The sequence below is a fragment of the Corynebacterium nasorum genome, assembly GCF_030229765.1.
In the GTDB taxonomy this organism is placed as follows: Bacteria; Actinomycetota; Actinomycetes; order Mycobacteriales; family Mycobacteriaceae; genus Corynebacterium; species Corynebacterium kefirresidentii.
Genome location: NZ_JASPGY010000006.1, coordinates 181,579 through 197,679 on the forward strand (window position 1 = coordinate 181,579; position 16,101 = coordinate 197,679).

General features: G+C 58.7%; 18 protein-coding genes and 1 pseudogene. 17 read left to right on the forward strand and 2 right to left on the reverse strand.

All coding sequences use genetic code 11. From position 1 onward, the window contains the following. Positions 1 to 63: 63 nt before the first annotated feature. Positions 64 to 849: a hypothetical protein gene (locus tag QP904_RS07945; RefSeq protein WP_200288888.1), complete on the forward strand. Its 786-nt coding sequence runs from the start codon at positions 64 to 66 to the stop codon at positions 847 to 849. After that, complete coding sequence (locus QP904_RS07950; protein WP_234288177.1) at positions 824 to 1,336, forward strand: hypothetical protein; 513 nt, start codon at positions 824 to 826, stop codon at positions 1,334 to 1,336. The genes QP904_RS07945 and QP904_RS07950 overlap by 26 nt, the downstream gene beginning before the upstream one ends. 9 nt (positions 1,337 to 1,345) lie before the next feature. Here QP904_RS07950 and QP904_RS07955 read toward each other — a convergent pair whose 3' ends face one another. Further along, entirely contained in the window at positions 1,346 to 2,242 is an 897-nt protein-coding gene (locus tag QP904_RS07955) for a type III secretion system chaperone family protein (protein ID WP_200288889.1), read from the reverse strand. A 126-nt stretch (positions 2,243 to 2,368) separates the two neighbouring features. On the opposite strand from QP904_RS07955, the gene hisD reads away from it, so the two are divergent. The 15 genes from hisD (at position 2,369) to QP904_RS08030 (ending at position 15,523) form a co-directional block, all read left to right on the forward strand. After that, positions 2,369 to 3,679 (forward strand): histidinol dehydrogenase, encoded by a 1,311-nt coding sequence (gene hisD, locus QP904_RS07960; RefSeq protein ID WP_284835850.1) that lies wholly within the window; start codon positions 2,369 to 2,371, stop codon positions 3,677 to 3,679. Beyond that, positions 3,680 to 4,810 (forward strand): histidinol-phosphate transaminase, encoded by a 1,131-nt coding sequence (locus tag QP904_RS07965; RefSeq protein ID WP_259825145.1) that lies wholly within the window; start codon positions 3,680 to 3,682, stop codon positions 4,808 to 4,810. Next, positions 4,807 to 5,409, forward strand: a complete 603-nt coding sequence (gene hisB, locus QP904_RS07970; RefSeq protein WP_259825146.1) for an imidazoleglycerol-phosphate dehydratase HisB — start codon at positions 4,807 to 4,809, stop codon at positions 5,407 to 5,409. Before QP904_RS07965 ends, hisB begins: the two co-directional genes overlap by 4 nt. A gap of 5 nt (positions 5,410 to 5,414) precedes the next feature. Further along, positions 5,415 to 5,582, forward strand: coding sequence for a CG2302 family histidine operon protein (locus QP904_RS07975; RefSeq protein WP_023021247.1), 168 nt, complete (start codon positions 5,415 to 5,417; stop codon positions 5,580 to 5,582). Continuing rightward, positions 5,579 to 6,829 (forward strand): MFS transporter, encoded by a 1,251-nt coding sequence (locus QP904_RS07980; RefSeq protein WP_023021248.1) that lies wholly within the window; start codon positions 5,579 to 5,581, stop codon positions 6,827 to 6,829. Before QP904_RS07975 ends, QP904_RS07980 begins: the two co-directional genes overlap by 4 nt. A gap of 3 nt (positions 6,830 to 6,832) precedes the next feature. Next, a complete protein-coding gene (gene hisH / locus QP904_RS07985; RefSeq protein WP_259825147.1) occupies positions 6,833 to 7,465 on the forward strand; it encodes an imidazole glycerol phosphate synthase subunit HisH in 633 nt (210 codons plus the stop codon). Positions 7,466 to 7,479: 14 nt separating this feature from the next. Then, a complete protein-coding gene (gene priA, locus QP904_RS07990) occupies positions 7,480 to 8,268 on the forward strand; it encodes a bifunctional 1-(5-phosphoribosyl)-5-((5-phosphoribosylamino)methylideneamino)imidazole-4-carboxamide isomerase/phosphoribosylanthranilate isomerase PriA (protein ID WP_023021250.1) in 789 nt (262 codons plus the stop codon). 3 nt (positions 8,269 to 8,271) lie between these two features. Further along, positions 8,272 to 9,054: an inositol monophosphatase family protein gene (locus QP904_RS07995; protein ID WP_284835851.1), complete on the forward strand. Its 783-nt coding sequence runs from the start codon at positions 8,272 to 8,274 to the stop codon at positions 9,052 to 9,054. 30 nt (positions 9,055 to 9,084) lie between these two features. Beyond that, positions 9,085 to 9,855 (forward strand): imidazole glycerol phosphate synthase subunit HisF, encoded by a 771-nt coding sequence (gene hisF / locus QP904_RS08000; RefSeq protein ID WP_259825616.1) that lies wholly within the window; start codon positions 9,085 to 9,087, stop codon positions 9,853 to 9,855. Further along, positions 9,852 to 10,214 (forward strand): phosphoribosyl-AMP cyclohydrolase, encoded by a 363-nt coding sequence (gene hisI / locus QP904_RS08005; RefSeq protein ID WP_023021253.1) that lies wholly within the window; start codon positions 9,852 to 9,854, stop codon positions 10,212 to 10,214. The genes hisF and hisI overlap by 4 nt, the downstream gene beginning before the upstream one ends. After that, complete coding sequence (locus QP904_RS08010) at positions 10,211 to 10,849, forward strand: TIGR02234 family membrane protein (RefSeq protein ID WP_259825617.1); 639 nt, start codon at positions 10,211 to 10,213, stop codon at positions 10,847 to 10,849. Before hisI ends, QP904_RS08010 begins: the two co-directional genes overlap by 4 nt. Positions 10,850 to 10,933: 84 nt before the next feature. Beyond that, positions 10,934 to 11,764, forward strand: coding sequence for an indole-3-glycerol phosphate synthase TrpC (locus QP904_RS08015; RefSeq protein ID WP_259825618.1), 831 nt, complete (start codon positions 10,934 to 10,936; stop codon positions 11,762 to 11,764). 45 nt (positions 11,765 to 11,809) lie between these two features. Beyond that, positions 11,810 to 12,763 carry a prolipoprotein diacylglyceryl transferase gene (gene lgt / locus QP904_RS08020; protein WP_259825619.1) on the forward strand — a complete coding sequence of 318 codons (954 nt, stop codon included), beginning with the start codon at positions 11,810 to 11,812 and terminating at the stop codon, positions 12,761 to 12,763. 158 nt (positions 12,764 to 12,921) lie between these two features. After that, on the forward strand, positions 12,922 to 14,337 hold the full coding sequence (gene pyk, locus QP904_RS08025; protein WP_248099936.1) for a pyruvate kinase: 1,416 nt from the start codon (positions 12,922 to 12,924) through the stop codon (positions 14,335 to 14,337). 295 nt (positions 14,338 to 14,632) lie between these two features. Next, the gene (locus tag QP904_RS08030) at positions 14,633 to 15,523 is read left to right on the forward strand and encodes a cation diffusion facilitator family transporter (RefSeq protein WP_005328806.1); all 891 of its coding nucleotides are present in this window, start codon (positions 14,633 to 14,635) and stop codon (positions 15,521 to 15,523) included. A gap of 57 nt (positions 15,524 to 15,580) precedes the next feature. On the opposite strand, the pseudogene QP904_RS11885 reads toward QP904_RS08030, so the two are convergent. After that, positions 15,581 to 16,031, reverse strand: a pseudogene (locus QP904_RS11885) (IS1634 family transposase); the annotation flags it as partial. Between the last annotated feature and the right edge of the window lie 70 nt (positions 16,032 to 16,101).

Here is a 16,101-nt window from a genome sequence, read left to right on the forward strand (position 1 = left end):
GAAGACAAAAAGAAGCTGCCTTAAGGCGCTTCACATTCGCAAGATTGATTCAGGAGTTTTCCCTTGTCCTTTTTGACCCCTGCTAAGAAGTCCCTTATCGCAGTAGCGCTGGTTGCCCCCTTGGCGCTGGCTGCATGTGGTTCGGATGACAACAACGACGATTCTAAGAAGGCTGCCGCCACCACTGCCTCCAAGTCTTCTGAGGATAAGTCTGCAGACAAGTCCCAGGACAAAGACGCCGATAAGGACAAGGACAAAAACAAGGATAAGGATAAAGACAAGGACGGCGAAAACAAGGACGGCGCTGCTGGTGCAGAGGGCCAAGACGGCGAGGGCGCCCCTGGCGAGGGCCCAGATCAGATGGCCAACCCGCTAAATAATGGCGAGGATCCTTTCGCTGGGGCGAAGGACATCAAGCCGATTGAAGGTGGCCAGGACGCAAATGATGCTGACAAGCAGGCCATCGAGCAGCTGGTCCGCGGCCAGCACGAAATCGATAATGTGAAGGAATACTTCAACTACATGCCGCAGCACGCCTGCCAAGCCGTGCGTGAAGGCCAGGCCAAGGAGTTTGGCCAGTACCAGCAGTACGTCGATAGCCTGCCGAACCAGTCCTTCGCTGAGTACGCCAACACCATGCGCCAGCAGGGCGGCGGCAACGGTGAGGTGGAGAAGTTCGCTAGCCAGCTGGAGTCCATCCCGCAGTCGACCAAGCTGCAGTCTGTTAACGACATTGTGGTCAACGGTGACGATGCTTCTGCAACCGTGAGCGTGTCTAACTCTGAGGGCAATGAGACCTCTACGGTTCGCTTCCGTCGCGAGAATGGCAACTGGACCTTCTGCAACTAAATTGTCTCTTTCCCAGCGCCGCTTACCCCGCACCCTAGGTTTTGGTGCGGGGTTACTCGCGTGTGCGCTCTTGGTCTTTGGCGTGGCAGGTGCGCTGTGGGGGCTTTCCCGTCCGACGCTTGCCGGCCACGAGGTAGACGATGGCGGTTATGCCATCGAAGCGATGGGCAGCGCCCAGTTCATCGCCTTCATTACCTTTGCCCTCATAACTGGCCTACTCGGACTGCTTTTGGGCTTGGGTGCATATATGCGACGGCAAGGGCGGGGCTTGTCGATGCTCTTGTGGGTCGGCGTGTGCGCCTTGGCAGGCGCGGCCTCGTTTTACGTATTTGGCGGGGTCACCGCCACGCATCCGCCCGAAAACCCAGGAGAGTTCGTAGAATTTGCACCGAAATTCTCCCCGGCCATCTCTTGGGCGGTGGCGCCATTTATGGCGATGTTTTCCTACTGGTCCACGGCTTTTGTGAGTTCCGATGATGATTGGTAAGCCGCGCGCCTAGGGCCATTCTACGGGGGAGGCGCCGGTAACTTCCTGCGCGATGTCATCGATTCCGTGCAGGATGTGTTTAAGGCCGCGGCCGATAGCGCTAAAGAGTTGGGGCCGCGTTAGGCCGGCGGCGGCAATGGTGGTGGCATCCATCCGCACCTGCAGGCCTTCGGCGGTGTGGTGGCAAAATGCAACGGCGCCGTGATGGGCGCGATTCCAGTCATTGCAAATGAGGAATAGGCGGGTAAATTCCGCTTCCTCCAAGCTGGGGTCCCAATGTCCCTTGATGATAAGGCTGGGGCCGTTGTCTAAAGCGAAGGAAAAGAGAACATCATTGACCCACGCGTAGATAGCCGTGGCGCCGTCGCTTTGGAAGCGTTGGATTCCGATAAGCGGCAGGATTTCGGCCAGGCTATCGAGGGTGAAGGGCTCTAAGGGGGCGTCGGCAAGCGGGGCTAGCTGCGGTGAGGCTTCGCGCACGAGGCCGGGATGGGATTGGGCGAGCAAGTCCATGAGGACCTCGGCATTGCGCAGTGCCGGTAAGGCAAACGCCGCGAGCTGTTCCCGGCTCGGGGAGTTATCCGCCGGTAGATAACTATGACCGGATACGCTTACGCACTCAGGCTGGTCAAAATCAACCACTATCGCCGGTGAGAGGCAATCGTGGTTCCACTCGTTGGCCACATGCGCTAGTTCGGATATCTCACTGAGGTCCACGCCGCCGCGGGGGCTGGTGTGTAGGTGGAGTACCGGTTCTTCTAGTTGGTCTATAAAGATGAAGGTAGATCCGCCGGCTGAGTGGGGTACTAAAAGTTCGCCTGAGGGTAGCGCCCAGCAGGACAAGCCATGTTCGCGGGCGATGGCGCGGACATGCGCAAGCAGAAGGGAAGGATCACTCTCGCTCATCACTGCCACCACCTTAAAGCTGTGTTGAGTCCGAGTCTATCGTCCAAACCCGCCCCCTCGCTGGCATTTGGACATTAGGATATTGGTTTAATAATAGAAATCCGATAAGAATAATGGGAGCCGGAAATGCTTCGAACCATCGATTTGCGCGGCACAGAGCTGCGCCCTGCCCAGCTGCGGCGAGTCCTGCCACGCGGCGGCATCGACGTCGCCGCTGTAGTGGACAAAGTGGCACCAATGGTTCATCGCGTCCGTCAAGAAGGCGCCGCGGCGGCACTGGACTACAGCGAACTTTTTGATGGCGTGCGCCCGCGCCACCTGCGGGTACCGCAAGCGGAATTGGACAAGGCCGTTGCTGGCTTAGATCCGCAGGTGCGCCGAGCAATTGAGGCCTCGATTGAGCGCGTCCGCAAGGTCCACCTCGAACAAAAGCCGACCGCACATACCACCGAACTGGCTCGGGGCGCCACGGTGACCGAGGTCTTTCGCCCCATCGAGCGCGTCGGTTTGTACGTGCCGGGAGGCAAGGCTGTCTATCCCTCGTCTGTGATCATGAACGCGGTGCCGGCGCAGGCGGCCGGCGCAGAAAGCTTAGTGGTGGCCTCGCCCCCGCAAAAGGAGTTCGGCGGTCTACCGCACCCCACGGTGCTAGCTGTGTGCCAGATGCTTGGCGTAGATGAGGTGTGGGCTATAGGCGGTGGCCAGGCCATTGCGCTGATGGCCTACGGCGATGATGATGCCGAGCTTGCACCAGTAGACATGATTACGGGGCCGGGAAATATTTTCGTTACCGCAGCCAAGCGCTTGGTGCGCGGGGTAGTGGGGACAGATGCAGAAGCAGGTCCGACCGAAATTGCCATCATCGCCGATGACACCGCAAACCCCGTGTATGTGGCTTATGACCTTATCTCCCAGGCCGAGCATGATCCGATGGCAGCGAGTGTGCTTATAACGGAATCAGAAAGCCTCGCTCAGCGGGTGAACGCGGAGGTGGAGGCGCGCTACGGCGCTACCGCTAATGCGGAGCGGGCGGCCGCGGCCTTAGGCGGCGAGCAATCCGGCATTGTGGTGGTCGATTCCCTGGACGCAGCGATTGCGGTGGCTAATGCCTATGCTGCCGAGCACCTGGAGATCCACACCGCAGAACCCGGCACGGTAGCTGAGCGGATTAAGCACGCTGGTGCCATCTTTGTGGGGGACTTCGCCCCTGTGCCACTCGGGGACTACGCTGCCGGTTCCAATCACGTGCTGCCCACCTCCGGCACGGCGCGCTTTTCGGCTGGCCTGTCTACCCACACCTTTATGCGGCCGGTCAACCTCATTAACTATGACCGAGCTGCGCTGGAAGAAATTGCCCCGCAGGTCATCGCCTTTGCTAAGGCTGAGGGGCTGCCTGCCCACGGCGAAGCAATCCGCGCCCGATTCGAGGAGAACTAAATGACGCAATTGACAGATCTTCCCCTGCGCGAGGAATTGCGCGGCAAGTCCGCCTATGGTGCGCCGCAACTCACTGTGGCCTACCAACTCAATACCAATGAAAATCCCTATCCGCCCTCTCCAGCGCTCGTTGCTGATTTGGTGGCGGAGACTCAGCGCCTTGCCTCCACGCTCAATCGCTATCCGGAACGCGATGCCGTAGAGCTGCGTAAAGCCTTGGCCCATTACGTTTCCGAACAGACCGGGGTGGGGGTTAGTTATAAGCAGGTATGGGCGGCGAACGGATCGAATGAGATTTTGCAGCAGCTTCTACAGGCCTTTGGCGGCCCAGGCCGCAGCGTGCTCGGCTTTACGCCGTCTTATTCCATGCACCCCATCCTTGCGGACGGAACCTACACGCAGTTTGTGGAGTGCCCGCGGGACGAGGATTTCCGCATAGACATGGACCGGGCTCTGGCGGCCGTGGCGCGGCACCAGCCGGATATCATCTTTGTGACAACGCCGAATAACCCCACCGGCGGGGTGACTAGTCTGGACGATATTGCCGCGCTTGCCGACGCCGCGCCGGGAATCCTCATCGTCGATGAAGCCTACGGCGAATTCTCCTCTTCGCCCTCCGCAGTGACGCTGCTGGATAAATACCCCACAAAGTTGGTGGTCTCGCGCACCATGTCCAAGGCCTTCGACTTCGCCGGTGGCCGCCTTGGCTATTTTGTGGCAGATCCGGCCTTTGTAGAAGCCGTCATGTTAGTGCGACTTCCGTATCACCTGTCTGTGCTCTCCCAAGCTGCGGCGACAGTGGCGTTGCGCCATAGCGCGGATACGCTCGCCACCGTGGAAAAGATCGCCAGCGAGCGCGAGCGCGTGGCAGCTCGCTTGCGGGAACTGGGCTATACGGTCCTGCCTAGTGAATCCAATTTCCTCTTCTTCGGCCGCTTTGCTGACCAGCAGCGCGTATGGCAGCAGTTCTTGGATAAAGAAGTACTCATCCGGGATGTCGGGATTGCCGGGCACCTGCGCATGACCGTGGGCCTGCCGGAAGAAAACTCGGCCTTTTTGGCAGTAGCTGAGGACCTTGCGGATACAGTAGTAGCGGATAATCCGGCCGGAGGAGAAAGGAGCGAACCATGAGCAACCGTGTAGGACGCGCCCAGCGGTCTACCTCTGAATCGCAGATTTCCGTGGTCATCGACCTAGACGGCACGGGACGCAGCGATATTTCCACCGGCCTGCCCTTTTTCGATCATATGCTGACCTCGTTTGCCACCCACGGCAGCTTTGATCTCACCGTGCAGGCAGCGGGTGATACCGAGATCGATGCCCACCACACCGTGGAAGATACCGCCATCGTGCTCGGTACCGCACTGCAGGAAGCAGTGGGGGATAAGGCCGGCATTCGTCGTTTCGGCTCCCAGCTACTGCCCATGGATGAAACGTTGGTTGAAGCGGTGGTGGATTTTTCTGGCCGCGCTTATTTCGTGATGAACGGCGAGCCAGAGCACCTGCAGTGGCACATAATTGGTGGCCACTACGCCACGGTGATTAACCGCCACTTTTTTGAAACGCTTGCTGCCCACGCTGCGATAACGCTGCACCTCAACGTGCGCTATGGGCGCGATCCGCACCACCTTACGGAGGCGGAGTTTAAAGCCGTGGCGCGTGCGCTGCGCGCTGCCGTGGAACCCGACCCCCGTCGGACTGGAATTCCTTCGACGAAGGGAGCACTCTAAAAAGCATGCATGTTATGATCTTGGTTCTTTTCCTCGTGGCAGGCATGTTAGTAGGCGGTGCATGGACTGCCTACCAACAGGGGTCGAAGGCAATGACAGTAGTAGCCTCCCTTTTGGCCGCAATTACCGTGGTAGCAGCAATTTCGTGGATGGTAGGAGCGTTTGGTAAGTGAGCAAAACCCAAGAGACTAATATTTGGAAGATCCCGGGCTATACCGCCACTATGATGGCCATTGCCGCTGCTTTCGGCGCTTGGTCCATCCTCCTTCCGGTGGTGCCGCTCGCTGTCATTGATTCCGGCGGCTCAGCTACTTTGGCGGGCTCATCCACCGGCATCTTCATGGCCTTTACCGTGCTTACGCAGATCATTTCCCCGTGGCTTTTGCGCCGTTGGGGCTATCGCCGCGTGATGGCACTTTCCGCCTTTACCTTGGGCGTTCCCGCCTTCGGACATCTTTTGGGAACAGATGCTTGGGTTGTCCTACTCTTTTCCGCTTTGCGCGGGGTGGGCTTTGGCGCGCTGACCGTTTCCGAGTCTGCGCTTATTGCCGAGTTGGCACCTGTTCGCCTTTTGGGCAAGGCCACCGGCATGATCGGTGTGTTTACGGGACTAGGCCAAATGGTCTTTTTGCCCTTGGGCTTGGTCATGGCGGAAAAGCTGGGTTATGCCTCGACGTATATCACTGCCGGCATCATTGGCTTCGTGGGCTTTGGTTTGTGCTTGCGCATTCCCAAGATAAAGGTCACGCTGGCTTCTGATACCGAAGACGAGCCCAACCTAATCCGCGTTCCCACGTGGAAGCTGGTGGCAGTGCCTGCACTAGCGTTAACGACTTTCTCCATGAGCTACGGCGCCGTGTCGTCCTTCCTGCCGCCGGCGGTGCAGGAACTAGATGCAGAGCGTGGCGCCAGCCTTGCCGGCATCATGCTGTCCATCGTGGGTGGCGCGGCCATGATTTTCCGCTACTTCGCCGGCATGGTGGCAGACCGCGTGGGCACTCCCGGCCGGTTGTATATCCCCAGCCAGATCATGGCCATTGTGGGTGTGCTCGCCATCGCCGTCCCGCTCTACCTCGACGGCTCCGTGTGGTGGCTTGTGCTGGGTGCCTTCCTATTCGGCGGGGCCTTTGGCATTGCCCAAAATGAAGCCCTGTTGTCGATGTTTGACCGTCTACCGCGCGAGCGTGTCTCGGAGGCTTCGGCCATTTGGAATATCTTCTATGATGGCGGCACCGGCTTGGGCTCGACCCTTTTGGGTGCGTTGGTTGCCGGCTACGGCTACGCGGGGGCGTTTGGCGCCGGTGTGGCTATCCTCGGCGTTGGCGTACTAATGACGCTGGCAGATTTTATCCTTGGGCGCACCCGCGTGAGTGAAACCAACGATATCCGAACGCGTCTGCGTCGCATGCGTAAGGTATAGCCCATGGCAAAGACGGTCGCATTATTGGATTACGGCGCGGGCAATGTGCGCTCGGCACAGCGCGCGCTGGAGCGAGTAGGCGCGGAAGTTGCCGTGACTGCGGATCCCAAAGCAGCGGTGGACGCAGACGGTCTGCTTGTCCCCGGCGTTGGCGCTTTTGACGCATGTATGCGCGGGCTAAACGCGGTTCAGGGGCCAAGGGTCATCGGCCAGCGCCTGGCAGGGGAGCGGCCAGTGCTGGGTATTTGCGTAGGTATGCAGGTGCTTTTCGACGTCGGAGTGGAGCACAACATCAATTCCACCGGCTGCGGCGAGTGGCCCGGCACCGTTGAAAAACTTCACTCTACGGTCCTGCCGCATATGGGGTGGAATACCGTTGCGGTTCCCGTCGGCAGCGATATGTTTGCAGGCTTGTCCGAAGACGAGCGGTTCTATTTTGTGCATTCCTATGGCGTCCGCCGCTGGGAGTTGGAAACGGAAGTCACCCGTCCACCCTTGGTCAGCTGGGCCGAGCACGCGGGTGATAGGTTTGTCGCGGCGGTGGAAAATGGCGCTTTGTGGGCGACCCAATTCCACCCGGAAAAATCCGGGGACGCTGGCGCACAGCTTTTGGAAAACTGGATGCGCACGCTCTAGGTAGGATGGTGACTATGACTTTTACGCTTTTGCCCGCAGTTGATGTCTCTCAAGGTCAAGCGGTGCGCTTGGACAAAGGCGAAGCAGGCACCGAAACCTCCTACGGCGCGCCGCGCGATGCCGCATTGAAGTGGCAGTCCCACGGCGCGCAATGGCTGCATTTTGTGGACTTGGATGCGGCATTCGGCCGCGGTTCCAACCACGAGCAGATGGCGAATATCACCGCAGAGCTGGGCATAAACGTGGAACTTAGTGGCGGCATCCGAGACGATGCCGCAGTAGAGCAAGCACTGGCTACCGGCGCGCAGCGCATTAATATTGGCACCGCTGCTCTTGAACAGCCGGAATGGATAGAAGATATCCTTGCGCGCTATGGCGATAAGGTTGCCGTGGATCTCGCCGTGCGCGAGGAAGGCGGCGAGTGGCGCACTGCGGGCAATGGTTGGGTTTCCGATGGCGGCGACCTGTGGGAGGTGCTCGAGCGCCTCGATGCTGCCGGATGCCAGCGCTTTGTGGTGACAGACGTATCTAAAGACGGCACGCTAAGCGGACCGAATATCGAGCTGTTGCGCGAGGTCGCCATGGCTACGGAAGCTAAAATCACCGCCTCCGGTGGTATCTCTAGCGTGGAAGACCTGCGCGAGCTTGCTCTCTATGAAAATGAGGGCATTGATTCCGCCATTATTGGAAAAGCCCTCTACGAGGGGAAATTCAGCCTCGAAGAAGCTCTCACAGCAGTGGCCGAGGTAGAGCCGCTGCCGGCGGAAGAAACCATTGACCCGTTCGACCCTGAGGACAACTAAGCCATGATGGAACCCCGCGAGTTGGTGGCCTTCGCGGAGGCGGCCGTAGACCAAGTAGAACCCATTTTTCGTTCCGGCCTTGGTGCGCAGCCCGCCCGATTTAAAGGGCAGGGAGATTTTGCCACCGAGGTAGATCTCGTCATCGAGCAACAGCTGCGGGATATTTTGACTCAAATGACCGGCATCTCGGTGTACGGAGAAGAATCCGGCGGCAGCGTGCTAGATACCGTGTGGGTGGTAGATCCGATTGATGGCACCGCAAATTACTCCGCCGGAAACCCCCTAGCCGGCATCTTGGTGGCGCTCATCCATAAGGGCGCACCTGTTGTAGCGGTGTCTGATTTCCCATTATTGGGGCGACGTTTGGTCACTTGCGATGGCTCTCCTCTCCGCTCAGTAGGCGGGCCTGCTACTGGCTTCGGCGGTGGGGAGGACGCGATGGGCTTCGATGAAGCGCGCGGACACGTGGGCTGCTCTTCTCATCTGCCCACTGAGATCTTCCACGAGCTGCGCGAAACCGGCCTGCGCCCGCGGATGACCGGTTCAGTGGGGCTGGATAATGCCTTTGTTGCGCAGGGCGTATTTGATGGCGCGATTAACTTCTCCCCACACCCGTGGGATAACGCCGCTGGTGCACTGCAAATTCAAACCGCCGGCGGAGTAGTGACTGATCCGGAAGGAAATCCGTGGACTGCGCAGTCGCGTGGCTTGGTCGCAGGTACCCCGCAGGTCCATGCCACTATCGTGGACATCCTGTCCCGTCATAGCGGTTCCTTTCACCGCTAAGACTTCATTCTCACAAAGGAGGCGGCCGATATGGCTGTAGCCGTACGTGTTATCCCCTGCCTAGACGTGGACCAAGGCCGGGTGGTCAAGGGCGTTAACTTTGAAAACCTGCGCGATGCCGGTGACCCGGTGGAGTTGGCCGCGCGTTATGACTCCTTAGGCGCTGACGAGCTTACATTTTTGGATGTATCTGCCTCAAAGCAAGGGCGTTCAACCATGCTAGAGGTTGTACGCCGCACTGCGGACCAGGTATTTATCCCACTAACAGTTGGCGGCGGGGTACGCAGCGTCGACGACGTCCGGGAGCTACTGCGTGCCGGTGCAGATAAGGTTTCCGTAAATACGGCAGCGATTAAGAATCCGGAAGTGCTGCGCGAAATGGCCGAGGTTTTCGGGGCCCAATGCATCGTGCTGTCCGTTGATGCCCGCCGGTGCCGGGAGGAGTTTGCGCCCTCCGGTTTCGAGGTCACCACGCATGGTGGCACGAAGTCGGCCGGAATTGACGCCATTGAGTGGGCTCGCCGTGGCGAGGAACTCGGAGTAGGGGAGATTCTCCTCAACTCGATGGATGGCGATGGCACCAAGCAAGGATTTGATGTGGACCTGCTGTATGCCGTGCGCGAGGCAGTGACTATTCCCATCATCGCTTCTGGCGGTGCGGGCAGCGCCGCGGATTTCCCACCGGCCGTTGCGGCCGGTGCCGATGCCGTTTTGGCCGCAAGCATTTTCCATTTTGGTGGGGTAGAAATTTGCGACGTAAAGGACACCCTAGACGCCGCAGGTTACGAGGTGCGCCGATGAGTAACCCGGCCGACTATGAACTAGATGGGGGCATCGCCAAGCAGCTCAAGCGCAATGACCAAGGCTTGGTGCCGGCCATTGCCCAGGCTGAGTCCGGTGAGGTACTGATGATGGCATGGATGGATGACCATGCTTTGGCGCATACCCTTGCCACGCGCAAGGCCACGTATTTTTCGCGCTCGCGCAATGAGTACTGGGTCAAGGGTGAGACTTCTGGCCACACCCAAGAGGTGCTGGGCGTTCGCCTTGACTGTGATGGAGATACTATCCTGCTGACCGTGCGGCAGCGTGGCGGCGCCTGCCATACCGGTGACCGCACGTGCTTTGACGCCACAGATCTCCTAGGAGGACAATCGTGAAGGCTAAACGCCTTGGACCGCTACTTATCGCTGTAGGAGCCATCGTATTGTGGCTGTCTTCCCGTGCCACGTGGGTGGTTGCTGCCAGCGAAGATGATAAGACCGGCTCCGCCGCCAATGACATCATAGGTTCGGCATGGTCGCTAGAGATTATGGCCTTGACTCTAGTATTGGTTGCCGGCGCCGTCGCAGGGTTGGCTCTGCGCCGCATCGGTAGGCGCGTAGTGGGCATTATTTGTGCCCTCGCAGCAGCGGCCAGTGCATGGACCCCGGTTAGCTTGCTGACGGCGGGCGCGGATGCTGAGCGCGCGCAGAAGATCCTGCAAGGTGCCTCGGCTAATAAGAATGCAGTAGATTCCGCGCAAATTTCTCAATGGGCCACAGTCGTTTCCACCGAGGTGCATGCCTGGGGGCCGATTCTGGCCCTGGTAGGAGCGGCAATGGCCCTTTTTGGTGCGGTTATGCTAGCGCGCAACCCAGGCGAGGATAAAGTGAAGGCATCTAGCAAATACGAGACGCCGGCAGCGCGGCAAGCGAAATTGGAGGAGGATTTGGAAACCTCCTCTGATTCTGGCCGCGTGATGTGGGACGCGCTTGATAGTGATATCGATCCCACTGATATGGATAAAAAATAGCCCCGTAGCCTGTGCAATTTCCGCAACTGCACGTGAGCGGGTTAACCTAAGTGTGATTTCAATCGCCCGTGGAGGGAGGTGCTGATGCCTACGCCCATTGCTGTTGACCACCTAGTAGCAGGAGTCTTAGAGGACGTCGCTGCGCGGGAGTCCCGTGTGTCGTTCCAGGAAGTAAAGGCACGCTCGCGTGACATGGAATCCCCCCGGGATGTGCGCGCAGCTCTCTTGCGCCCCGGCTGCTCCGTTATCACGGAGCTCAAGCGTGCCGTTCCCTACGGCGGCGAGATTGCACATGTTGGCTCTGCGGAGCACATGGCGCAATGGGCCCGCACCTTTGAGGACTGCGGCGTACACCTAATGGCGTGCCAGACTGATTTCCGCCGCTTCCACGGTTCTTTGGAAGACATGGCGGCTGCCCGCGCAGCGATTGATGTGCCCATGATGTCACGAGATCTCATCGTGGATCCTTACCAAATTCATGAGGCCCGCTGTTATGGGGCCGATGCTATTCCGCTGCAAGTAGAGCTGCTGGAGCAAGCTCGCTTGGAGGCACTATTAGACCGCGTGGAATCTCTCGGTATGACCGCCATCGTCGAGGTACGCAACTGTGCGGAGGTCGACCGCGCTATTAAGGCCGGAAGTAGCGTTATTTCCATCAATGCGTGGTCTTTAGCCTCGGACGCGATTAACCGTGACGCGTTCAACGATATTGCCCCGGGCCTGCCCGAATCCATCCTGCGCATTGCAGTAGGTGGGGTAAACAACGCGCGCAACCTTTTTCATTATGCTTCCCGGGGCGCCGATGCGGTGCTCGTCGGCGAATCAGTCATGGCGGCCCAAGATCCTACAGCGCTGGCTCGGTCGTTGGTGGCCGCCGGCCAGCACCCAGCGTGCCCCGCGCGCAAAATAGAGTAATACCCCGACTAGCTGGCGGGGTGGGGGATAAGGCACACTGGCTACGTGCACACAGAAATTCTTGCAAATATTCCGTCTCCGCCGCAGGGCGTGTGGCAGGTGGGACCACTTCCCATCCGTGCGTACGCGCTATGCATCATCGTGGGCATTATCGTCGGCCTGCGCATGACCTTGCGCCGTTATACTGCTCGCGGCGGTAACCCAGACACAGTGTGGGATGCTGCCATCGTGGTTATCCCAGCCGGCATCATTGGCGGGCGGCTCTACCACGTGATTACCGATAATCAGAAGTACTTCTGCGATAGTTGCAACCCTGCGGATGCGTTAAAGATTACCAATGGCGGCCTTGGCATCTGGGGTGCTGTTGCTCTCGGCGCGCTGGCTTTGTGGATACTTTTCAAAGTGAAGAAGGTGCCACTCGGCCCCTTCGCTGATGCCGTGGCCCCGGGCCTGGTCCTCGCGCAGGCGATTGGGCGGCTAGGCAACTGGTTTAACCAAGAACTCTACGGGCGTCCGACCGACGTTCCATGGGCTTTAGATATTTACTACCGAGTCAATGACAACGGCGGTTATGCGCCGGTTTCCGGGCACTCCACGGGTGAGGTTATGACTTCGGTGCATCCGACCTTTCTCTACGAGCTGGTGTGGAACGTCCTTGTATGTCTATTCCTCTTGTGGGCGCACAAGGCATGGAAGTTGGGGCACGGACGAGTCTTTGCCCTCTATGTCATGGGCTATACGTTGGGCCGGTTCTTTATCGAAGGAATGCGCTCCGATGAAGCTACCCATATCTTCGGGCTGCGCGTGAACATCATCGTCTCCCTGGTGATTTTCATCATCTCTACGGTCGTCTTTTTCTTGCTTGATAGGCGCCGCCAAGGCCCAGAATCTCCCGCAGAGGTAGATCCTAAGTATTGGGCCGAGCGCCGCGATAGTAACGGGCGTGGCGATGGTAGCGCGGTACCTGAGGGGCAGCATTCGGACTCTGCATCACCGTAGGTTCTACCCCGGTATTTCCGAATAGGTTTGATTGTGTGGGGGCTAGGGCATTTTTGAGTGTCCGTTCGGAAAATGGGGGTCCAAAATTGTGGCCGCAATCCATACGAAGGAGTAGGTTGGGGAGTGTTCAGTTTCCCCGACGGAATAGGCCAATAATGCTGGATAGAAGAACAAAGATTGTCTGTACTCTCGGCCCTGCCGTTGCTAGCGAGGATGGCATTTTGCGCCTCGTTCAAGACGGCATGGACGTAGCCCGCTTGAATATGTCTCACGGCGAGCACGCGGACCACGAGGCGAATTACAACTGGGTGCGCCAGGCTACTGATAAGACCGGCCGCGCCGTCGGTATTTTGGCGGACCTGCAGGGCCCCAAGATTCGCCTTGGCCGCTTTATTAACGGCGAGGAGCAGTGGGATAACGGTGAAATCGTCCGCATTACCGTGGACGATATCGAAGGCACCCACGACCGAGTATCTACCACTTATAAGGGCTTGGCCAAGGACGCCAAGCCGGGTGACCGCCTGCTTATCGACGACGGAAAGGTCGCCGTTGTCTGTAAGGAAGTCGACGGCAATGACGTCGTGTGTGAGGTTACCGAGGGTGGCCCGGTTTCTAATAACAAGGGCGTTTCCCTTCCTGGCATGGATATCTCCGTGCCGGCCCTGTCGGAGAAGGATATCGCTGACCTGCGCTTCGCTTTGAAGCTCGGCGTTGACCTCGTGGCACTGTCCTTTGTCCGCTCCCCAGCAGATGTGGATAAGGTCCATGAGATTATGGACGAAGAGGGTCGCCGCGTTCCGGTCATTGCCAAGCTGGAAAAGCCTGAGGCAGTAGACGCGCTCGAGTCCATCGTGCTGGCATTCGATGCCATCATGATTGCCCGTGGCGACCTCGGTGTTGAGGTGCCGCTGGAGCGCGTGCCGCTGTTCCAGAAGCGCGCTATCCAGATTGCTCGCGAGAACGCTAAGCCGGTCATCGTGGCTACCCAGATGCTGGATTCCATGATTTCTAACCTGCGCCCGACCCGTGCAGAGGCTTCCGACGTGGCTAACGCCGTTCTCGATGGCGCTGACGCCGTTATGCTCTCTGGTGAGACTTCCGTGGGTATTGACCCGCAGAACGTCGTGCGCACCATGTCCAAGATCGTGGCTAATGCTGAAGATGGTGGCAAGGTGCCACCGCTGACTCACGTTCCGCGCACCAAGCGTGGTGTGGTGTCCTATTCCGCCCGCGACATTGCCGAGCGCCTCAATGCAAAGGCCATCGTAGCCTTTACTACCTCCGGCGATACCGCTAAGCGAGTGGCTCGCCTGCGCTCCCAGCTTCCGCTGTTGGCGTTTACACCGGACCCAGCGGTTCGCTCCCAGCTGGCTTTGACGTGGGGTGCTGAGACCTTCTTGAGCCCGCACGTTAAGTCCACCGATGACATGATGGAAGCCATCGATGATGCATTGCTGGAAATGGACAGGTACGAGGAAGGCGACATGATTGTCGTCATTGCTGGTACCCCTCCAGGAATCGCTGGTAACACCAACATGATTCAGTGCCATCTGTTGGGTGAGACCAAAAAGTAATTTCTTTTGGTACAAGCGCCGCGACCCTCCTTTTAACACGTTCTACGGGTCGCGGCGCTTTTCTATATCAATTTATACAAAAGTAGTTTTATATTTACCTCGCGTCCACCCGGCGGCCGCTTCTTTGACATGCAGTTGCATTAGTTTATGTGTGTTCTTGTTTCAGCTTCTCTACATATTCAAAGGACAACTGCACAATGGCCTAAATCAGGCCGACTTGGCCTCAGTGGCTGCGCTTACCGCCATCCATTTTCATTTAATTGTCAATAAGCGTCGACGGGGATAGGCTGAGTGCATGGCACACGAGCACCACGACCACGATCACTCCAGCACGCCGCTGCGCGCACTCTTGATTGCGCTAGGCATTACCGGCACCGTCTTCTTCGCGGAGCTGATCGGCGGCTGGTTGGCGGGTTCGATGGCGCTGATGGCGGATGCGATGCACATGCTTTCCGACGCTGCGGGGTTGATCATCGCGGTGTTAGCGGTGTTGGTTGGGCGCCGACAAGCATCGGCTCAGGCCACGTACGGTTACCGACGAGTGGAGGTGCTTGCTGCACTGGCGAACGCAGTGATGGTGCTGGCGATCTCGGTGTGGATTGTCGTCGAGGCGGTGCGCCGCCTGCAGAGCCCGGCCGAAGTGCAGGGAAAAACGATGCTGATCATCGCGGTGATCGGCCTGGTGGCGAATGCGCTATCGGCGTGGGTTCTGCACCGGCACCGCAAATCCTCGATCAACGTGGAGGGCGCGTTCTTGCACGTGTTAGTGGATATGCTCGGCTCGGTCGCAGTAATCGTGGCCGGCATTGTGGTACTGACCACGGGGTTTGTGGCGGCGGACGTGATCGCCTCCCTAGCGATCGCGGCGATGGTGCTGCCGCGCGCCTGGCAGCTCATGCGGCTTTCGGCGAGCGTGCTGCTCGAGCAAGTCCCGGCGGACTTCGACGCCAGTGCGATCGAGCCCGCGCTGCGGCAGGTCGAGGGCGTTGCTGACATCCACGACCTGCACCTGTGGAGCCTGGACGGCGTGAACGTGCTCACGACCGTGCATATCGTGCGCGACGGCACCGTCGGCACCGGCCCGCTGTTGGATGCCGCCCAGCAGGCCCTGCGCGAACACGGTATCGAGCACTCCACCATCCAGATTGAGCACCCAGAGCACGAATCCCACGAGACGGTGTGCTGATTCCCTTCTAACCTGACTTAGGCCAATTTTGTGCGGAAGTTCGCGGCCGGTGATTACTTGGATGGTGGCAGTGAGGTCGGGCGGGAATGGTACGGCGGCGTGAATGGTTTCGCCGCCAACGACGAGTTGAAAGCTGCGGTATTTCTTGAGTGTTCTCACGAGGCGTTTGATGAAGTGACCACTGCGGGTCTCCATCAGGTGGGTCACGGCTAGTGCTGCCATCACAATATTGAGATGTGCTGTGATCGAGTTTTGTTTCCTCGCATAGATTGGGCGTGCTTTCAGGTCTGATTTCGACATCCGATACGACATTTTCAATGTGGAATAGCCTGCGGTAATGCCCGATAACCTCCTGGGCGGGAAGAGCGGTCAGGTCGGTTTCATAGCCTTTAATTCCGGCTAGGGCTCGGTGTTTGGCAGCAAGAGCGTAGTTGACCTTCTTGTTCGGGGTGGAAAGATCGAAATAGCGGTTGCGCTTAATGGCGATTTCGCCGTCAACAGCGTGCTGTCAAGGGGTGAATGCGCCACTTCGACCGGGAGGTAGTTGTGACGCGTTGGACTCCGAAGGATGTTAAGGA

Coding starts and splice junctions, on each gene's coding strand:
- QP904_RS07950 (WP_234288177.1), top strand. CDS start 824: ATGGCAACTGGACCTTCTGCAACTAAATTGTCTCTTTCCCAGCGCCGC.
- QP904_RS08030 (WP_005328806.1), top strand. CDS start 14,633: ATGGCACACGAGCACCACGACCACGATCACTCCAGCACGCCGCTGCGC.
- hisB (WP_259825146.1), top strand. CDS start 4,807: ATGAGCAACCGTGTAGGACGCGCCCAGCGGTCTACCTCTGAATCGCAG.
- hisI (WP_023021253.1), top strand. CDS start 9,852: ATGAGTAACCCGGCCGACTATGAACTAGATGGGGGCATCGCCAAGCAG.
- hisD (WP_284835850.1), top strand. CDS start 2,369: ATGCTTCGAACCATCGATTTGCGCGGCACAGAGCTGCGCCCTGCCCAG.
- hisF (WP_259825616.1), top strand. CDS start 9,085: ATGGCTGTAGCCGTACGTGTTATCCCCTGCCTAGACGTGGACCAAGGC.
- QP904_RS08015 (WP_259825618.1), top strand. CDS start 10,934: ATGCCTACGCCCATTGCTGTTGACCACCTAGTAGCAGGAGTCTTAGAG.
- QP904_RS07955 (WP_200288889.1), bottom strand. CDS start 2,242: ATGAGCGAGAGTGATCCTTCCCTTCTGCTTGCGCATGTCCGCGCCATC.
- QP904_RS07995 (WP_284835851.1), top strand. CDS start 8,272: ATGATGGAACCCCGCGAGTTGGTGGCCTTCGCGGAGGCGGCCGTAGAC.
- priA (WP_023021250.1), top strand. CDS start 7,480: ATGACTTTTACGCTTTTGCCCGCAGTTGATGTCTCTCAAGGTCAAGCG.
- QP904_RS07975 (WP_023021247.1), top strand. CDS start 5,415: ATGCATGTTATGATCTTGGTTCTTTTCCTCGTGGCAGGCATGTTAGTA.
- hisH (WP_259825147.1), top strand. CDS start 6,833: ATGGCAAAGACGGTCGCATTATTGGATTACGGCGCGGGCAATGTGCGC.
- QP904_RS07965 (WP_259825145.1), top strand. CDS start 3,680: ATGACGCAATTGACAGATCTTCCCCTGCGCGAGGAATTGCGCGGCAAG.